Origin of the sequence: Microcoleus sp. PH2017_08_TRC_O_A (assembly GCF_020738665.1) — a bacterium.
Classification (GTDB): Bacteria; Cyanobacteriota; Cyanobacteriia; order Cyanobacteriales; family Microcoleaceae; genus Microcoleus.
In genome coordinates this window covers 121,771-137,847 of sequence record NZ_JAEQCE010000067.1, presented here as the reverse complement: position 1 = coordinate 137,847, position 16,077 = coordinate 121,771, and the positions used below count along the sequence as shown (strand labels likewise).

Genomic DNA, 16,077 nt, shown 5'->3' with positions numbered 1-16,077 from the left:
ATTGGTTTTCACCGCCCTTCTGGGGTTATGGATATTGGTGCGAGATATCAGTTATCATAAAGTCATACTTTATGTGGATGAAAAGACCTGCCAAAAGTTGACATAGTGAAAGATGGCGTTACCCTTTTTTGAGCGATGGCAAACCGAGTTTTGATTGTCGGCGGGCGCGGACGAATTGGCAGCAGCGTTGCCCAAGATATTCTCACCTATACCGACGCAGAAATTACTGTTACCGGACGCGATCCCAATGGCTCTCTTCCAGCAGAGTTGCCGTCGGATCGATCGCGCTATTTAGCTTTAGATTTAGCAGACAGTGCAGCTTTGCAACAAGCGGTTTCATCCTCTAACCTCGTCGTGCACTGTGCCGGGCCTTTTCACTACCGAGACGCTGGCGTGCTGAAAACTTGCATCGAAGCAGGTGTTAATTATACCGATGTCAGCGACAGCCGCAGTTTTACTCGGAGAGCTTTAGACTGCCGGGAACTTGCTAAAAATGCCGGGGTGACAGCGATTATCAATACGGGCATTTTTCCGGGGGTTTCTAACAGCATGGTGCGCCGAGATGTGGAGCAGTTAGATACCGCAGAACACATTCATTTGAGTTATGTTGTCGGCGGTTCTGGGGGTGCTGGCGTTACCGTCATGCGTACTACTTTTTTGGGTTTGCAAACTCCTTTTGATGTTTTGGTTGATGGCAAACTACAGCAAATCAAACCCTACACCGATCGCGAAACGATAGAATTTCCCGCACCCTACGGCAAAACAGGCGTTTACTGGTTCGATATGCCGGAAGCAATTACTTTGCCCGAAACTTTCCCAGTGAAAACAGTTATTACTAAATTTGGCACTTCTCCCGACCTTTACAATCACCTTACCTGGTTTGTTGCTAAATACTGGCCGGATAGCTGGCTGAAAAATAATTCAGTCATTGAGTTTTTGTCTTATGTCAGCTACGGGATGACTTCTGTTACCAATAATTTTAGCGGTGTGGGCGTGGCTGTGCGATCGCAAGTGAGCGGCATCAAAAACGGTCAACCCGCAAAAGTGCGATCGACAGCGGTACACCCGAATGCTGCCACAGCAACGGGCATCGGTACTGGCAGCATTGCTCAATTGATGTTAGAGGGCAAACTGACAAAACCGGGGGTTTGGTCGGTAGAACAGGCTCTTTCTACTGAGCTGTTTGAAGCAGCTATGCAGAACCGAAACCTCAACATAGAGCAGGTTTTCTTGTAGTTCGATCGGGTTTTTATAGGAAGTTTAGATGTTTGGTCAAGGGGCTTTTTTTGATGAACCTAAGAAGGACAGGCGAGACGCCTGTTCCACCTATAGCAATCAGATCGGATTGGCACAAGATAAAAACCTTTTTGTCTTGCGAGACTCCTTGTTGAACAAGGATTTCAGGATTTCTAGGACTAGCAAATCAATTAGGATTGCTATAGAAAGACCCAGAAGAGAAGAGTAAGGGTTTGAAATTGATAGGAAAACCGCTAGATGGGTTTTTTGTAGGAATGGGGATCGCCCCTCAGACAACCTCATAAAAGATGAGTTCCGCTTGTTTAACTAATCTATCTTTTGGTAGAAGTAATGGTAACAAGCAGGAGCTTAATATGTTGCACATCACGATAAATATCTCTGTTCGCTCGATCGCTCTTTGGTAGCTGCGACAAAGATGGCGCTTCAACCAAGGTTCTTGACGCGCGATCGCCCGATCGGGAAAACAAACACGACAATTTTTGCGACAAAATACGAGGAGACGTTGATATGAAGCGGGTTTTAAAAGCTCTTAGATTTTAGAGGCGACCCCACGGATAAATTCGGGGGAAGAGAGGATTTTCGATTTTAGATTTGGGATTGATTCCACGGATAAATCACGTGGCGGGTACTATCAAGAAATTCTTGGTCAAAGCATTTTGCTGGTATTTTTCAGTCTAGGATGCACATAAACTCGATCGTGCGGGAGTTTTGTACCAGCGCTGCTGAATGCAGCGAAGTGTTTGGGTAAGGAACGCACGTGCGGACTTAAGTCCGCAGCCGGATTGCGGACTGAAGTCCGCACTACGAACTGTTTTTTTATGGTAATCGAGCGGACATCATATGACACTATTTTCAAGGCGAGTTTAGCAAAGTTATTGGGGATTTTTAGCCCCTCTCTACATCGGGAGGGGTATTTTTCGGCTGCGTTGAAATCGCTTTTTTCAGAAAGCAAGATTTGTGCGCGGTTGGTTGTCCGGCTGGGGGTGCAGCGGCTTGTGCAAGAAAATATATCTGTAGGGGCGAAGCATGACCGCAGTGAATATGAGATATAACTAATAACTTATATGCGGTCATGCTTCGCCCTCTTCAAACAAAAGTGAGATGCACCCTCCGGCTGGGGGTGCAAAAAAACTTATTAACAACGGAGTTTGAGATGGACATTATTTTTTGAATATTAGGCTTAAAATTAAACTAATTCAGGACTCAGGCATCGATCGCATATTTCGGTCATTCTTCGCAATCTGCGCCATTCTATCCCAGCCGGAGCGTAAAGCGTCGGTTGCTTCAAGTCCGATAATTGTTAAGAATCTAAATCCTTTCATTCAAAATCGGTATAACTTGTGGATGCAATGTTGGAAAGAGCTTGGACACTCAAGCAAAATTTAATTGACTTTGTGCTGGATGCTGAGGGAGAGTTGGCGGTAGCTTTAGAAGCTTTTGCCGCAATTCGCTCGACGGGCGAGCGCTACGATATTGCTCAACAAAATCAGGTAATTGACAGTTTTACAGTCGAAGGTAAAGTCGGAAACAAAACGCCGATCGACCTTTTTGTCGAAAGTCAGCCCGATTTAACCGAGGGCGAGATCAGTTTGCTAAAAAGTTGGGGTCAAAAAAGCTTCACCGGCTTGTTTGAAATTACTCAAATTTCCCCTGACAGCTTCGAGGTGACAAACTGGCTGACGGCGAAGCACTACAATGTCAAGCCCAACAGCGCTAATTTCCTCCCAGAAATGTCTCGCTTTAAGTTAGGAGAAATCTTGCGGGCTCGGATTGCGCCTCTCACCGATGAGGCGTGGATACTCTCAGGGCCTCCGATTCCCATGGGGAAATTGGGCAAGCCGAAGTTGGCGGTGGCGATCGGCAGTTTCAAGCAAAATTACAAAAATAACCTGTACAGCGACGCCCCAGAACTGTTAGAGCAAGCTTGGAAGTCGGTAGAACAGTATCACGACGATTTTACCGAATTTTTTGGCGGCGACGAAGTGACGCTATCGGGATATCACCTCAACAAACAGTTGGCCCAATTTCAGGAGGTAATGACTAAAAAACGCTTAGCTGATATCGGCATCGATGGAAGTAAATCTCTCGCGGATATCGTTGAAGATGCCGGAATCGATCCCGAAGAAATCAAAGCAGTCGCGATCGCAGCAGCAGGCGCCGATACTAAAGCAGTTGAGGTGGCGATCGACAGCAATGCGAGTTCAAAAATGGTAACGCCGAAAGTCGAATTGCCCGATCGCTTCAAAAAAGCCGAAAAGGTGACAGCGCTTTCTCATTCCCGCTGGGGACAAACCTTTTTGTCTAACTACAGCCAGTTTACCGAAATGCTCGCAGCCGAGGACTTTTCCACCATTCCCGGTTACGAGAAAATGGTTCGCAGCTATCTAGAAGATCCGGCAATTAATGCCTGGATTTGGTGGCGGTTAGCTAAAGTTAATCCAGCGAAATTATCACAAATCTTGCAAACAGTATTGCAGCGCACAGACTTTCAGATCGAGACCGATTTAGATTCCCTACTGCAAGAGTATAAAAAACCCTTAGAACCCGAACTCCCGGAAATTGCCAGCGTTCCCCTGCACCTGCACAACTTATTTCAGGAAGCTTTAGGCGAAGTTCACAAGTCAAAGTCCAAGCCGCAGGACAAAAAGAAAAGCTCTAAGGGCTTTAAATCGTGATTGTGCGATCGCGATGGGGACGAACTCACCGCATTTGATATGAGAGTCGGTTTTAACCGACTTTAGCTTTGAGGCAGGGGTTTAAACCCCTGCCGGACTCCGGCACAAGTCAAAAGCTCGATCGAGCTTTTATTCCTAATCGGGCTGCGCCGACTCACCAAGCAGTCTCACAATAGAAAATTCAAAACTATTAATTAAGTTTGTAGTGAGGACTTTAGTCCTTCTTCACTCCAACCGGAAGGACTGAAGTCCTGACTACAAACCTGTTCTTTTCACTCTTCAACTTGTCTGACAGCCATGCGTTGCAGCGGCAGGCTGAGGATGCTAGAAGCAGTCAACAAATAAGAAAGAACAGTAGTCAGCTTCAAACTCAGCAACAACCAGCTATCCTCTGGCAAGTGAAGTTTCAGCCCGAAAACAGATATGCAGTAAACTATCCAGTAAGTAAAGCTCATCTTGATCAGGATTTCTTCGCTCAAAGTACGCGCGGCGAAGCTATCCCCTAGGGAATCGTCAGCCCCGTCAGAGGAGGCATTATCGCTCAGCACGACTAGACCCGCAATAGCAGCGACAAAAGAAACGATCACCAGATTGTCATGCCAGTTAAGCTCAAGCATTTCTAAAACTCCGCTTTTATCGTAATTTTTGGAATTAGACATCAGTCTAAAGGATAAGTTTTCCCGCTCCAAGCAATAGTTACAATTTGACACAGCCACAGTTACAAATCGCAATGAAAATTCACCGCAACCGCCCGCCACAGGCTCGTTTAGTCAATCGCAAAGGACAATTCACCTTGGGTGTTGTCAAATTGGGAGTACCTCGCCTGCATTTTGCCGATCTATATCACAGGCTGCTAACTCTTTCTTGGCCACAATTTTTCATGCTGATTTGTCTGTCGTATGTACTCACAAATTCTTTATTTGCCTTAGCTTACTTAGCGGGAGGAGATTGCATTGCTAATGCACGGCCTGGTTCATTCAAAGATGCTTTTTATTTCAGCGTGCAAACAATGGCGACAATCGGCTACGGTGCCATGTATCCGCGCACCGAGTACGCTAATACTATAGTTGCGATCGAAGCGTTTTTTGGTTTGTGGGGAGTCGCAATGGTGACGGGACTGGCTTTTTCAAGATTTTCTCGAGCAACCGCTAGAGTTATCTTCAGCCGCGTAGCTATAATCGCTCCTTTCAACGGCGTTCCGACTCTGATGTACCGCGCAGGAAATCAGCGCTTCAACCAAATTTTAGAAGCACAGCAGCGAGCTACTTTAATCCGCGACGAAGTAACATCGGAAGGAGAATATATGCGGCGTTTTTACGATTTGCAATTAATGCGGAGTCAATCTCCTATTTTTGCCTTAACTTGGACGGTAATGCACACAATTGATGAGAACAGTCCTTTGTACCAACTTACCGCCAAAGATTTGATCGAGCAGCACGCCGAAATTGTAATTACGCTAACGGGAATTGACGAGACAGTTTCGCAAACTATACACGCGCGACATTCTTTTGTAGCGTCAGAAATTGTGTGGAATATGCGGTTTGTAGATATTATTTCGAGAACTCCGGATGGCGGGCGGGTGGTTGATTATACTCGGTTTCACGATGTGAAGCCTGTGGAATAGAAGTTTTGATTTAGCGCTAGAATTAGGTGTATTGCAACACAAGCCGTAGGGACACGGCACTGCCGTGTCCCTACCTCTGTTAGATTTAGCCAGTCCTAGAAGACCTGTAGGGCAAAACAAGTTAATATTTATGAACTCAATAACTGCGAACATGACACTGAAAGAATTGCAACCGCAACTTTTGGCGTTAACTCCTGAAGAAAAGACTCAAGCTATACTATTTTTAGCCCAAAGTTTAACCAACTTTTGGTCTGGAATTCAAAAGACTCCCGGCGTGTGCGGTGGCGATGCTTGCATCAGACAAACGCGCATTCCTGTTTGGGTGTTGGTGAATGCTCGCCGTTTAGGTATTTCTGAATCTGAACTGTTAGAAGATTATCCGACTCTGCGTGCCACTGACTTGGCAAATGCTTGGGCATATGCTGAGGCATATCCTGACGAGATTGAAACAGCAATTCAAGAAAATGAGGATGATTGAAAAGTGGCACGTTTTTATATTTGTTGAATGAAGTTATGAGTTACATTATTATCTATTCTTGGCTGGCAATGCGTACTATACAATTGGCACTTAAATAGGCTCAATAAATCTGGGTGGCAAGTGCTAGAATAGTTTGACGATCACCAAACATATATTTTTTACCACTTAGTACGAATAACGAACATGACACTAAAAGAATTACAACCGCAACTCCTGGCGCTAAGTCCAGAGGAAAAAACTCAAGCTATACAATTTTTAGCCCAAAGTTTAAGTAACTTTTGGTCGGAAATTCAAAAGACTCCCGGCGTAATGGGCGGCGAAGCTTGTATCAGACAAACGCGGATTCCTGTTTGGCTGTTAATAAGTTATCGCCGTCAAGGTGCTAGCGATGCTCATATTTTAGAAGGTCATCCGGATCTGAGTGCTGCCGATTTGGTAAATGCTTTTGCTTATGCTGAGGCACACATTGAAGAGATCGATCGAGGTATTCTAGAACAAGAAAAAGAAAGCGACACCTAAACGATTGTTAGAAACCCATAAGTATTAAAATAAATAAAAGACTCCTTGTAATATGCGAATAATTCATACTGCTGACTGGCATTTGGGACGACGTTTTCGAGGGATCGATCGCACTTCTGAAATTGCGATCGCCCTAGAACAAATATTGAAACAAGCCAAGGAGCTCGATGTTGATGCCGTGTTGGTCGCCGGTGACATTTTTGACGTTCCCAACCCTCCAGCCTATGCTGAGCGCATTGCCTATCAATTTTTCTGCGAACTCCAAGCTGCCGAAATTCCCGCAATTGCGATCGCCGGCAATCACGATTCAGCATCCCGCATCGACAGCATCGCGCAACTGCTATCCCTTGCCGGCGTTCGCGCTTTAGGTAAACCCAGGCGATCGGCAGACGGTGGCAGCATTACTCTGAATACCAAAAATGGTAAACTATGCGTAGGAGCGATGCCTTTTGCTTCCGAACAAAGACTCTTAGATGCCAATTCTCTGTGGCACTCTGGCGACGCCAACCGCCGTCAAGATTACCGCGAGATTGTAGCAGATTTACTGCAAAATTTAACCACAGATTTTCGAGACAATACTGTGAATATGCTGATGGGACACATGAGCATTGACGGTGCTCGCTTGGCTAAATCCGAAGTCGCTTATTACACGCGGGAAAAATACCTGCACCCGTCGCAAACTCTGCCGCCAGAAGCTCAGTATGTAGCCCTCGGACACATCCACATTCACCAGCGCATTGCTAAGAATTCTCCCGCTTATTATTCCGGTTCTTTGATTCAGTTAGATTTTGGAGAAGCCGAACAGGAAAAAGGATTTTGCTTGATCGAAGTTGAGCCGGGAAGTCAAGCCAAAGTAGAATTTAGACCGGTGGCTTGCCACAAACCGTTAAAAGTGCTTCAATGTGATAATGACAATCTCGATCAAATTTTAGAAGCTCATCAATATCATCCTGGTTTTTTGAAGGTAATTGTCGAATTGGATAGCCCGCAAATCGGATTAGCCGATCGCGTGCGGCAAATCTGTTCTCAAGCGCTGTTAATTGAACCGCGCTATCGGGATGCACCGCTAGAACCAACAGAGAGCACTAATATCGATCCCAACAACTTCGATCCAGCAGCAGAGTTCTGCAACTATTATCAAAACCGCTTGGGAACGACACCACAACCCGCTGTATTGGAGGGATTTGAGAATTTGTACAAGAAGTTTAAGGAAACAGTTAATAGTTAAATAGGTAATTGGTAATTGGTGATGGGTAATTGGTAATTCTTTGCCATTGCTCGCGAGCTCGCGAACAAACTTGATAAGGGGAGCATCTCAGTTTTAATTTTATAGTGCTGTCCCCGCTCGCAATCTATCCAACACTCTCGAGCGGGGACAGCACTGTAAAGAAATTGTTTTTTTGCAAAAGTGAGATGCTCTCCTTGATAAGTACCCTAAAACTCCGAACAACGTAATTGTAAAAATCCCGAAATCTAAAATCCAAAATCTCAAATCTAAAATCAGTATGCGTCCACTAGAACTTTTGCTCGAAGGATTTACCAGCTTCCGCCGGGAACAGCGCTTAGATTTTTCTCAACTCGATTTGTTTGCAATTACTGGTGCTACTGGTGCGGGCAAATCTTCACTGCTAGATGCCATGACTTACGCGCTTTTTGGTACGACAAATCGCAGTGGCAAACAAGTAGCTGATTTGGTAAGTCAAGGAAGCGAAAATTTAAAGGTGCAGTTGCGTTTTGCTGTGGGTTTGGCACAGTATCGGGTGACGCGGAGATGGCGTTTTCGTCCGAAATCTCCCGAGAATAAGGTGATTTTGGAATGTTGGCAAGATGGCAATTGGGAAACTTTGGGGACGAGTATTGTTGCTGTTCAAAATACGATTGAACAGATTTTGGGGATGGATTTTGATACTTTTACAAGAGCCATTATTCTGCCTCAAGGCAAGTTTGATGAGTTTATTAAAGGAGATACTTCTAAACGCCGGGAAATTTTGCGGCAGCTAGCGGGATTTGAGATTTTTGAGCAGATGCGGAAGGAAGCAAACGAACTCGCGAAGTTGCTGAAACAGGAACGGGAAATGGTGGAAAGACAGTTGGCTGAGTTGAGCGCTCCGGCGGCGAATGAGGTGGAGCTAAAACGATCGCAACTTTGGATTTTAGAGCAGCAATTACCTCAGTTCGAGCGCGCTGTTATGGAAGCTCAGAAGGCTGTGGATGAAGAAGAACAGCTATTTTCCCAAATCACTCGCTGGCAAGAGTTGCAACAAGAATTAGCGCAATTAAATGCTAGTTCCGCCGAGATTACAATTTTAGCACAGCGTTTAGAAAGAGCGCAAGCTGCGAACCATTTACAGGGAGATTGGGCTTTATTGCGATCGGCTCGCAGTCAGTATGAAACTGCCGAAAGTGCTGCTTTATCAGCGCGGGAGCGGTTAACTAAAGCTCGCTCGGAGCTAGCAACAGAGCAGCAGCAATTTGAAGCAGCCAAAGCCAAATCTGAGGTATTAGCACCACAAATTAAGGCTCGCGAAGATGCTCTGGCTGCTGCAAAAGTATATGAAGAACAGCGCACTCAATTAGACAAAGAAGTTGCCCTCGCCCAGAAAAATCAACAGGAAAAACTGCGGTTTCTTCAAGTAGCAGATAAAGAACTGCAAGCTGCTAATACTAAAATTCAGGCGGCTGGTTTTCGGGTTACTCAAGTAGCGGCAATGCTCGAAAAGTATTCGCCCGGAGGAAAGCGTTTTGAAAAATTGCAGGAAGTTGCACCTTTATTGATGGAACTTCAACTAATTGCCAAACAGGTAAAAACTCAGCGCGAACAGTTGAATAAATCTGTCGCCGAAAAAGCCAGCGCCGAACAGAATTACGTGCAGGTTGCGACTAATTTAGCAGCAGCAGAAATCAGGCTAAAAGAGTGCAGTGCCGAGTTAGAAGCGGTGGAAACTGCTAATGCGGAAGCGGCGCGTTTAGAGAGTGTTGCTGCTGTCAGGATGTCGCTGAATGCTGGCGATACTTGCCCGGTGTGCGGGGGGGTGCATCCTGAGAGCGATTTGCTCCCTGCTTTGCCGATTTCTAAGATTGTCGATGTTGCTGGTTTGCGCCGGAAAGTGGCGGCTGCAAATCAGGTTTTGCCAACTGCTCAAATGGCGGTGGCTGAGGGGAAAAGCGCAGTTTTTGCCTGCGAGCAAAAACAGTCAGAAATTGCTCTAGCATTGGAATTGACAGAGAAGAGAGTTGCTCAGTTGCAGCAGCAAATCACTCAAGTTCTGGAAAATCCGCAGTGGGAAGTCTTGCAGTTGCAGCAGGAGTTGGTTATACTTGCAGATAGCGATCGCCAATACCGCGAAACCGAGCAGCAATTCCAACTCGCATCCTTTGAATATAATAATTACGAACAAAGATTCAATTTTGCAGCGACGACTCAAGCAGCTAAACAGCAAGAATATCAAGATGCGATCGCCGAATCAGACCGTCGGAAGCAGCAGTTGCAAAGTTGTGTGAATGCGCTTTATCAAATTACGGAATATCAACCCTATGCTAATTTAGCAAAAGCTTTAGCAGAAGACAAGCAAGAGTTGGCAAATCTGCTGACAACTGCCGAAAAATCGTATCAAACCGCTCAAAATACTGCTATTCAAGCAGCCGAGAGAGAGCAACAAGCGGGGGAGGTTTTCGCACAAGCCCAAGCTAGCAAACAGCAGTTAAACCAGGATTGGTTAGCAAAATTAACAGCGGCTGATTTCACAGAAGAGACGTTTCTAGCAGCGGTGGCGCCCGTTAGCGAACAATCGCAGTGGGAAAATGCGATTCGGTGTGTACGCGAGTCAAAAATTCAGTTGGAGACGCGGGCGAAGGATTTAAGCGAGGCGATCGCAGGCAGGACTACCGATGAAGATATATTAGCACAAGTGCGATCGGCAAAACACGCCGCCCAAGAAAAATTCAAACAAGCCAACAACAACCGCGCCGAACTTTTAGCGTGGATTCAAGTAGCAGCCCAAACCCTCGAACAAGCCGAAAGACTGTCCCAGCAAATTACAAATTTCACAGAACAAGAGCAAACCTATCACACCTTAGCGCAGAATCTGAAATCCAACGAATTTCAATCCTACATCTTAGAACATTTAGAAGCAGAATTAGTCGGCAGCGCCACCTTGATTTTGCAAGAATTAACCGAAAATCGGTACAAGTTAAAAAACCAAGACGGCGAATACTGGGTAACAGATAATTGGAATGGCGGCGAAGCTAGACGAGTGCGAACCCTTTCCGGTGGCGAAACATTTGCCACTTCCCTATCAATGGCTTTAGCTTTATCAGAAAAACTATCTCAAGGAGCTCAACTGGGCAGCTTATTTCTGGATGAAGGATTCGGCACTTTAGATGCAGAAACCCTCGAAAGCGTCACTCAAATTTTAGAATCGTTGCGGCAGCGAGAAAGGCTAATTGGAGTGATTACTCACGTTAGAGGATTGGGTGAAAGATTGCCCGCACAAGTTAAAGTATTTAAGTCGCCCCAAGGTTCTAGAATAGAAATAGAAAGAGTTTAAAAGACCGGGCGGTTGGAAACCGCGTCTACACAAGCAAAACCCGCCTCCGCGGGTTGAAGATTTGCCCGTTAAAATTATGTTTTTTTTCTTCAGTTGTTTTCTTCAGTCCGCGGAGGCGGACTTCCCTTGTGTAGACGCGGTTTCAACCGCCGTATACAAACAAAATTAATCCTAAAAACAGACTTAAATTAAATGAAAAATTACCCAACTCGAATGCAATCAGTACAATCGCCAATCATCCCAGTAGTAGGCGAACTAATCCGGCAAAATCCGGGAACGATATCCTTAGGACAAGGCATAGTTTACTACAATCCGCCCCAAGAATCATTTGAAAAAATCCCCGACTTCTTCGCAAATCCCGACAATCATAAATACAAAGCAGTCGAAGGAATCCCAGAATTACAAGATGCCATCGCGGCCAAACTCAAAACAGATAACGGCATAGAAATTAACACCCAAAACTGCATAGTCGTTACCGCCGGCAGCAATATGGGATTTACCAATGCCATTCTCGCCATCACCTCGGCGGGAGACGAAGTTATCATTCAATCACCTTATTATTTCAACCACGAAATGGCTGCTGTCATGGCAAATTGCCGTCCCGTGATAGTAGAAACTGACGCCAACTATCAACTCAATATTGTTGCGATTAAAAAAGCAATCACCGAAAAAACGCGAGCAATTGTCACCATTTCACCTAACAACCCAACAGGCGCGGTTTATTCTGCCGAATCTCTCCGGGAAGTGAACGAGATTTGCCGCCAACACAATATTTATCACATCAGTGATGAAGCCTACGAATATTTTACCTATGACGGCGTGAAACACTGTTCGCCCGCAAGTTTTTCCAACAGCAGCGAACATACAATTTCCCTGTTTAGCCTTTCCAAAGCCTACGGTTTTGCGAGTTGGCGCATCGGGTATATGGTAATTCCACAGCATTTGCTGGTTTCGGTGAGGAAAATTCAAGATACCATCTTAATTTGTCCGCCGGTAATTTCCCAGTATGCAGCCCTGGGAGCCTTGCAAGTTGGTAGAGGTTACTGCGATAATTATGTAAGGGCGATCGCATTTGTGCGCCAACTCGTATTAGACGAACTCAATACCATCCAAAATCTGTGTACAATTTCCCCAGCCGCCGGGGCTTTCTACTTTTTCTTGAAAGTTGACACCGAACTCGATACAATGGAATTAGTAGAGCGATTAATTCGCGAACATCAAGTAGCAGTGCTTCCCGGCACAACCTTCGGTATGGATAGCGGCTGCTATTTGCGCGTTGCTTACGGTGCCCTAGAAATTGCAACAGCAGCCGCAGGAATTAGCAGGCTTGTCAAAGGTTTGAAGACAATTTTAAACCAGTAACATAGGATATTAAAAAATGGTTGCAACTAACTTTAAATCTGAACGCATTCTTGAGAATGCCTCCGTTGAAAAAATTGCTACTTTGCGTGCTTTGATGGCAAACTATGACTTAGATTGCTATTTCATCCCAGCAGTTGACGAACACTTAAATTTATCAGTCCCAGCCGCAAAGCAGCGACGAGCTTGGATTTCCGGTTTTACGGGTTCGGCTGGCGATTTGTTAGTTGGCAAAAATTCGGCTTGGTTGTTTGTGGATTCCCGTTATTACGAACAAGCAGAGTTGCAAGTCGATGCCGGATTGATTCAAATATCGAAACTCGGCTTAGAAGGAAATTTAAGCTTAATTGAAACTTTAGAAAAACTGGCGACTGAATCTGCCCAAAAATTAACTAAAATTAGATTCGGTTTTGATCCGTTTACCGTAGCCACAGAGCAATATCAAAATTGGGTGAAAAAATTTGCAACAGTGGGAATTGAACTCGTACCGATACCGGAGAATTTAGCAGACAAGGTTCGACAAACAGCAGAGACTTTACCCGCGATTGACGAATCTCCTATATTTAGCTTACCAGCATCCCTGACCGGAGAAACCTGCGACGAAAAATTAGTCCGAGTCAGGGAAGCGATGCAGAAAGCCAACATCGACTTGCTCCCAATTACCAACCTCAATCAAATAGCGTGGCTGTTCAATCTGCGAGGCTCGGATATTCCCCACATTCCCATTTTCATATCCTACGCGATTGTCACCGCAGGTGCAGCATTTTTGTTGACAAATCTCGAACGAGTTTCACCGGAAATCGAGCAAGAATTGGCGGCGGCTGTAACTTTGCTTCCCTACTCCGACTATCCGTCAACCTTGGAACTTTGTTTGAATTTGCGGAAACAAGTTCGGGTGCTGTTGGATGCGAAACACAGTACAGCAGGCACTTACCAGTTATTGTTAAACCAGCAAAAAGCTAGTGAAAATAAGATAGAAATAGTTTTCGAGCCAAATCCCGTAGAAGGGATGAAAGCTCGGAAAAATCCTGTGGAAATCGAGCAGATGCAATCTGCTAATTTTAAGGCAAGTCGAGCTAAAACTCTAACTTTAAAGTGGTTGACAGAACAGCTAGAAAATGGTAATGTATTGACGGAGTTTGATGTTAAAGAAAGTATCGAAAGTTTTTATCAGCAAGAAGCTGATTTTCATATTTTAACATTTAGAACGATCGCAGGTGCGGGAGCAAATAGCTCGATCGTACATTACGGCACTCCCAGCCCCGAAATCACGCTAAAACCCGGAGAATTGCTGCTGCTAGACTCAGGCGCACAGTATCTAGCCGGGACAACCGACGACACCAGAACCATGATAGTCGGGGAACCGACAACGCAGCAAATCGAACACTACACCACAGTTTTGATAGCACACATCAACTGTGCCATGCAGCAATTCCCCAAAGGTACAACCGGATCGCAGTTAGATGCGATCGCCCGTGCGGTATTATGGCAACAACAGCTAGATTACGGACACGGCACGGGCCACGGAGTCGGCGCATTTTTAGCCGGTCACGAAGGCCCCAACGGTATCAGCAAATTTGTCCAATATCCCCTCGAACCGGGAATGGTAACGAGTATCGAACCGGGATATTACGAACCAGGCTGGGGCGGAATTCGCCTTGAAAATCTCTATGTTGTCAGGGAAATGCCGTCTAAAAACGGTACGGCTTGGTACGGATTTGAACCGCTGACGTATATTCCGTTCGAGCAAAAATTGATAAATGTCGATCGGCTATCAACAACTCAACTACAATGGTTGAACAACTATCACGCTTCAGTAGTTGAGAAACTCTCACCCGTACTCGATACTGCTACAATCACCTGGTTGAAAAAAGCCTGTACTGCGTATTGAAAAAATAGGTACGTTGTTGGGCTTTAGCCCTCTTTCAAGATATAAATAAAGAGGGCTAAAGCCCAACAACGTACCTTGATTTGGATTATAATAAATTCGCCTTAAGCAAACGTCTTTTCAATCCAGAGCGACTGCTATATTTATTATGCAGTTGTTGAACCCGTGTGAAAAATTTAACTGTTTGTTTTTGATAATCCGCTAAATCTTGGAGTTTTAAAAGTAACAGCACTACTTCATCGTAAGAGCTAGAAGTTCCTTTTTGAATAAGAGCGTCTATATCTTCCCAAGCAGCCGTTTCTCGCTTAGCCAAAGCTTCTAAATCTCTGATTCGTGCAGCTTTAGCTTCCTGTCCTCTTCTTTCTTCTTCCTTCTTTTCTTCCTTTTCTGCGCTTGCTAAAAGCTGACGAATTGTTCGTTTACCGGGATTTTCCTCTTGTCTAACTTCTATCATTCCTGATAATTTCTTACTCAATTCAATAGACAGATTAGATTCTCCTTTGAGTAACCGCATTAAAAAAGTATCGACTTCAGAACGTTCAAGTTTTTTGATAGCTTCTTTGATGCTACTTTCAGGAATTGAAGGTTTAGCAACACTCGCACTGATTGCAGCTTTGAGTAGATGCTCATCGACTTCAAAAATATCGATAAAAGCCTGTAACGATGAAGATAACTTACCGAAATTAGGAGGAACAGGTGGTTCTAGCCCTTCTTCATCATTTTCATCATCTTCATTTTCTTCATCATCATCTTCATCTTCGTCGTCTAATTCATCAAGATAGGTAATCCCTTTCAGCCAAGCTAAATAAAGTAAACGATAATCTCCCTGCAAAATTTCCTGACGCAAACCTATCAAAGAGGATAAATTTCCTTCTCCCTCTATCCACCCATTAAAACCTTCTTCCTCATTAATAGAAATTTCTAAAACAACAAAATTATTAATTTCCGAAACCTCAACTATGTCTTCAACACAATATTTCCGCATCATTTCGATATCAATCAAACCTTTGGGGAAACGAAACATTAGTTGTAGCGATCCCCAATTAGCTATGTAAAACATAGCATCGAAATATTTGATTAATAATTGTTTTTCGTTGCCCGGTAAGTCTCCATAGCTATAGACAAAGATAGCTCTGCTAGAGCTTATTTGTGCGCGACTAGACAGTTTGCTGATTGCTTCTTGTTCGGATTGAGTCAAACGTCGATCGACGCTTTGAAACTCGTAATATTGATATTCGCTCATTTTGGGTTATTCCAAGTACATCGAAGAGATGGCAAAGGCTTCTTCCGGCGTACCGTAGAAACTGCCATTTGGGAACATACAAGGCTCGTATTTTTCACTGCTATAGGCGTAAAATCCCAGAGTCCAAGCTTCTTCATCACTAAAGTAACGCAGCCGACACAGGTGAAGGGGGTTATTTCGTCTTTGTTCTAAATATTCTTCACGAGATACGCGAAGCTCTTTGAACGGAAAATCTAAGGGGACATCAGGTTCTGTGTAGGCATCAACGTAACAAAATTGACTGCGAAAACGGATGCCTAGGCGAGTGTATTTACCAGCGTAGTTAGCAGCAGCATAATTAAGAATACGCTGTTTCACCCGTTCTTGAACTGCCGGTGGGATTTTAACTCCTCCTGAATGTGGATCTTTTACCCAAGGGGACATTTCGCTGCTCCGGTACAGTGCTGACAAAGTTAGTGTAGAATAACTTGCTAACTTTAGTGGCCAA

At 44.7% G+C, this 16,077-nt stretch carries 12 protein-coding genes; 9 read left to right on the top strand and 3 right to left on the bottom strand.

Translation table 11 applies throughout. The features are described from left to right. The first annotated feature begins 135 nt into the window (after window positions 1-135). Both JGK22_RS22505 and JGK22_RS22500 read left to right on the top strand, forming a co-directional pair. Window positions 136-1,236, top strand: a complete 1,101-nt coding sequence (locus JGK22_RS22505) for a saccharopine dehydrogenase NADP-binding domain-containing protein (RefSeq protein ID WP_293207431.1) — start codon at window positions 136-138, stop codon at window positions 1,234-1,236. A 1,370-nt stretch (window positions 1,237-2,606) separates the two neighbouring features. After that, entirely contained in the window at window positions 2,607-3,932 is a 1,326-nt protein-coding gene (locus tag JGK22_RS22500) for a hypothetical protein (RefSeq protein ID WP_363319206.1), read from the top strand. A gap of 272 nt (window positions 3,933-4,204) precedes the next feature. On the opposite strand, the gene JGK22_RS22495 is transcribed toward JGK22_RS22500, so the two are convergent. Beyond that, complete coding sequence (locus JGK22_RS22495; protein ID WP_293186011.1) at window positions 4,205-4,591, bottom strand: hypothetical protein; 387 nt, start codon at window positions 4,589-4,591, stop codon at window positions 4,205-4,207. 71 nt (window positions 4,592-4,662) lie between these two features. On the opposite strand from JGK22_RS22495, the gene JGK22_RS22490 reads away from it, so the two are divergent. The 7 genes from JGK22_RS22490 to JGK22_RS22460 all read left to right on the top strand — a co-directional run bounded on the left by JGK22_RS22490 (window position 4,663) and on the right by JGK22_RS22460 (window position 14,350). Then, a complete protein-coding gene (locus JGK22_RS22490; RefSeq protein ID WP_293186013.1) occupies window positions 4,663-5,556 on the top strand; it encodes an ion channel in 894 nt (297 codons plus the stop codon). Between the two features lie 151 nt (window positions 5,557-5,707). Continuing rightward, window positions 5,708-6,034, top strand: a complete 327-nt coding sequence (locus JGK22_RS22485) for a DUF433 domain-containing protein (protein ID WP_293186036.1) — start codon at window positions 5,708-5,710, stop codon at window positions 6,032-6,034. A 183-nt stretch (window positions 6,035-6,217) separates the two neighbouring features. Further along, on the top strand, window positions 6,218-6,553 hold the full coding sequence (locus JGK22_RS22480) for a DUF433 domain-containing protein (protein WP_293186015.1): 336 nt from the start codon (window positions 6,218-6,220) through the stop codon (window positions 6,551-6,553). 52 nt (window positions 6,554-6,605) lie between these two features. Next, on the top strand, window positions 6,606-7,781 hold the full coding sequence (locus JGK22_RS22475) for an exonuclease SbcCD subunit D (protein WP_293207433.1): 1,176 nt from the start codon (window positions 6,606-6,608) through the stop codon (window positions 7,779-7,781). 277 nt (window positions 7,782-8,058) lie between these two features. Beyond that, window positions 8,059-11,100 (top strand): SMC family ATPase, encoded by a 3,042-nt coding sequence (locus tag JGK22_RS22470; protein WP_293232975.1) that lies wholly within the window; start codon window positions 8,059-8,061, stop codon window positions 11,098-11,100. 192 nt (window positions 11,101-11,292) lie between these two features. Continuing rightward, a complete protein-coding gene (locus JGK22_RS22465) occupies window positions 11,293-12,462 on the top strand; it encodes a pyridoxal phosphate-dependent aminotransferase (protein WP_293232973.1) in 1,170 nt (389 codons plus the stop codon). Window positions 12,463-12,478: 16 nt separating this feature from the next. Further along, window positions 12,479-14,350 (top strand): aminopeptidase P family protein, encoded by a 1,872-nt coding sequence (locus JGK22_RS22460; protein ID WP_293313719.1) that lies wholly within the window; start codon window positions 12,479-12,481, stop codon window positions 14,348-14,350. A gap of 85 nt (window positions 14,351-14,435) precedes the next feature. Here the strand turns inward: JGK22_RS22460 and JGK22_RS22455 are convergent, their stop codons facing one another. Both JGK22_RS22455 and JGK22_RS22450 read right to left on the bottom strand, forming a co-directional pair. After that, window positions 14,436-15,590 (bottom strand): hypothetical protein, encoded by a 1,155-nt coding sequence (locus tag JGK22_RS22455; protein ID WP_293313716.1) that lies wholly within the window; start codon window positions 15,588-15,590, stop codon window positions 14,436-14,438. A 6-nt stretch (window positions 15,591-15,596) separates the two neighbouring features. After that, the gene (locus JGK22_RS22450) at window positions 15,597-16,013 is read right to left on the bottom strand and encodes a hypothetical protein (protein ID WP_293193278.1); all 417 of its coding nucleotides are present in this window, start codon (window positions 16,011-16,013) and stop codon (window positions 15,597-15,599) included. Between the last annotated feature and the right edge of the window lie 64 nt (window positions 16,014-16,077).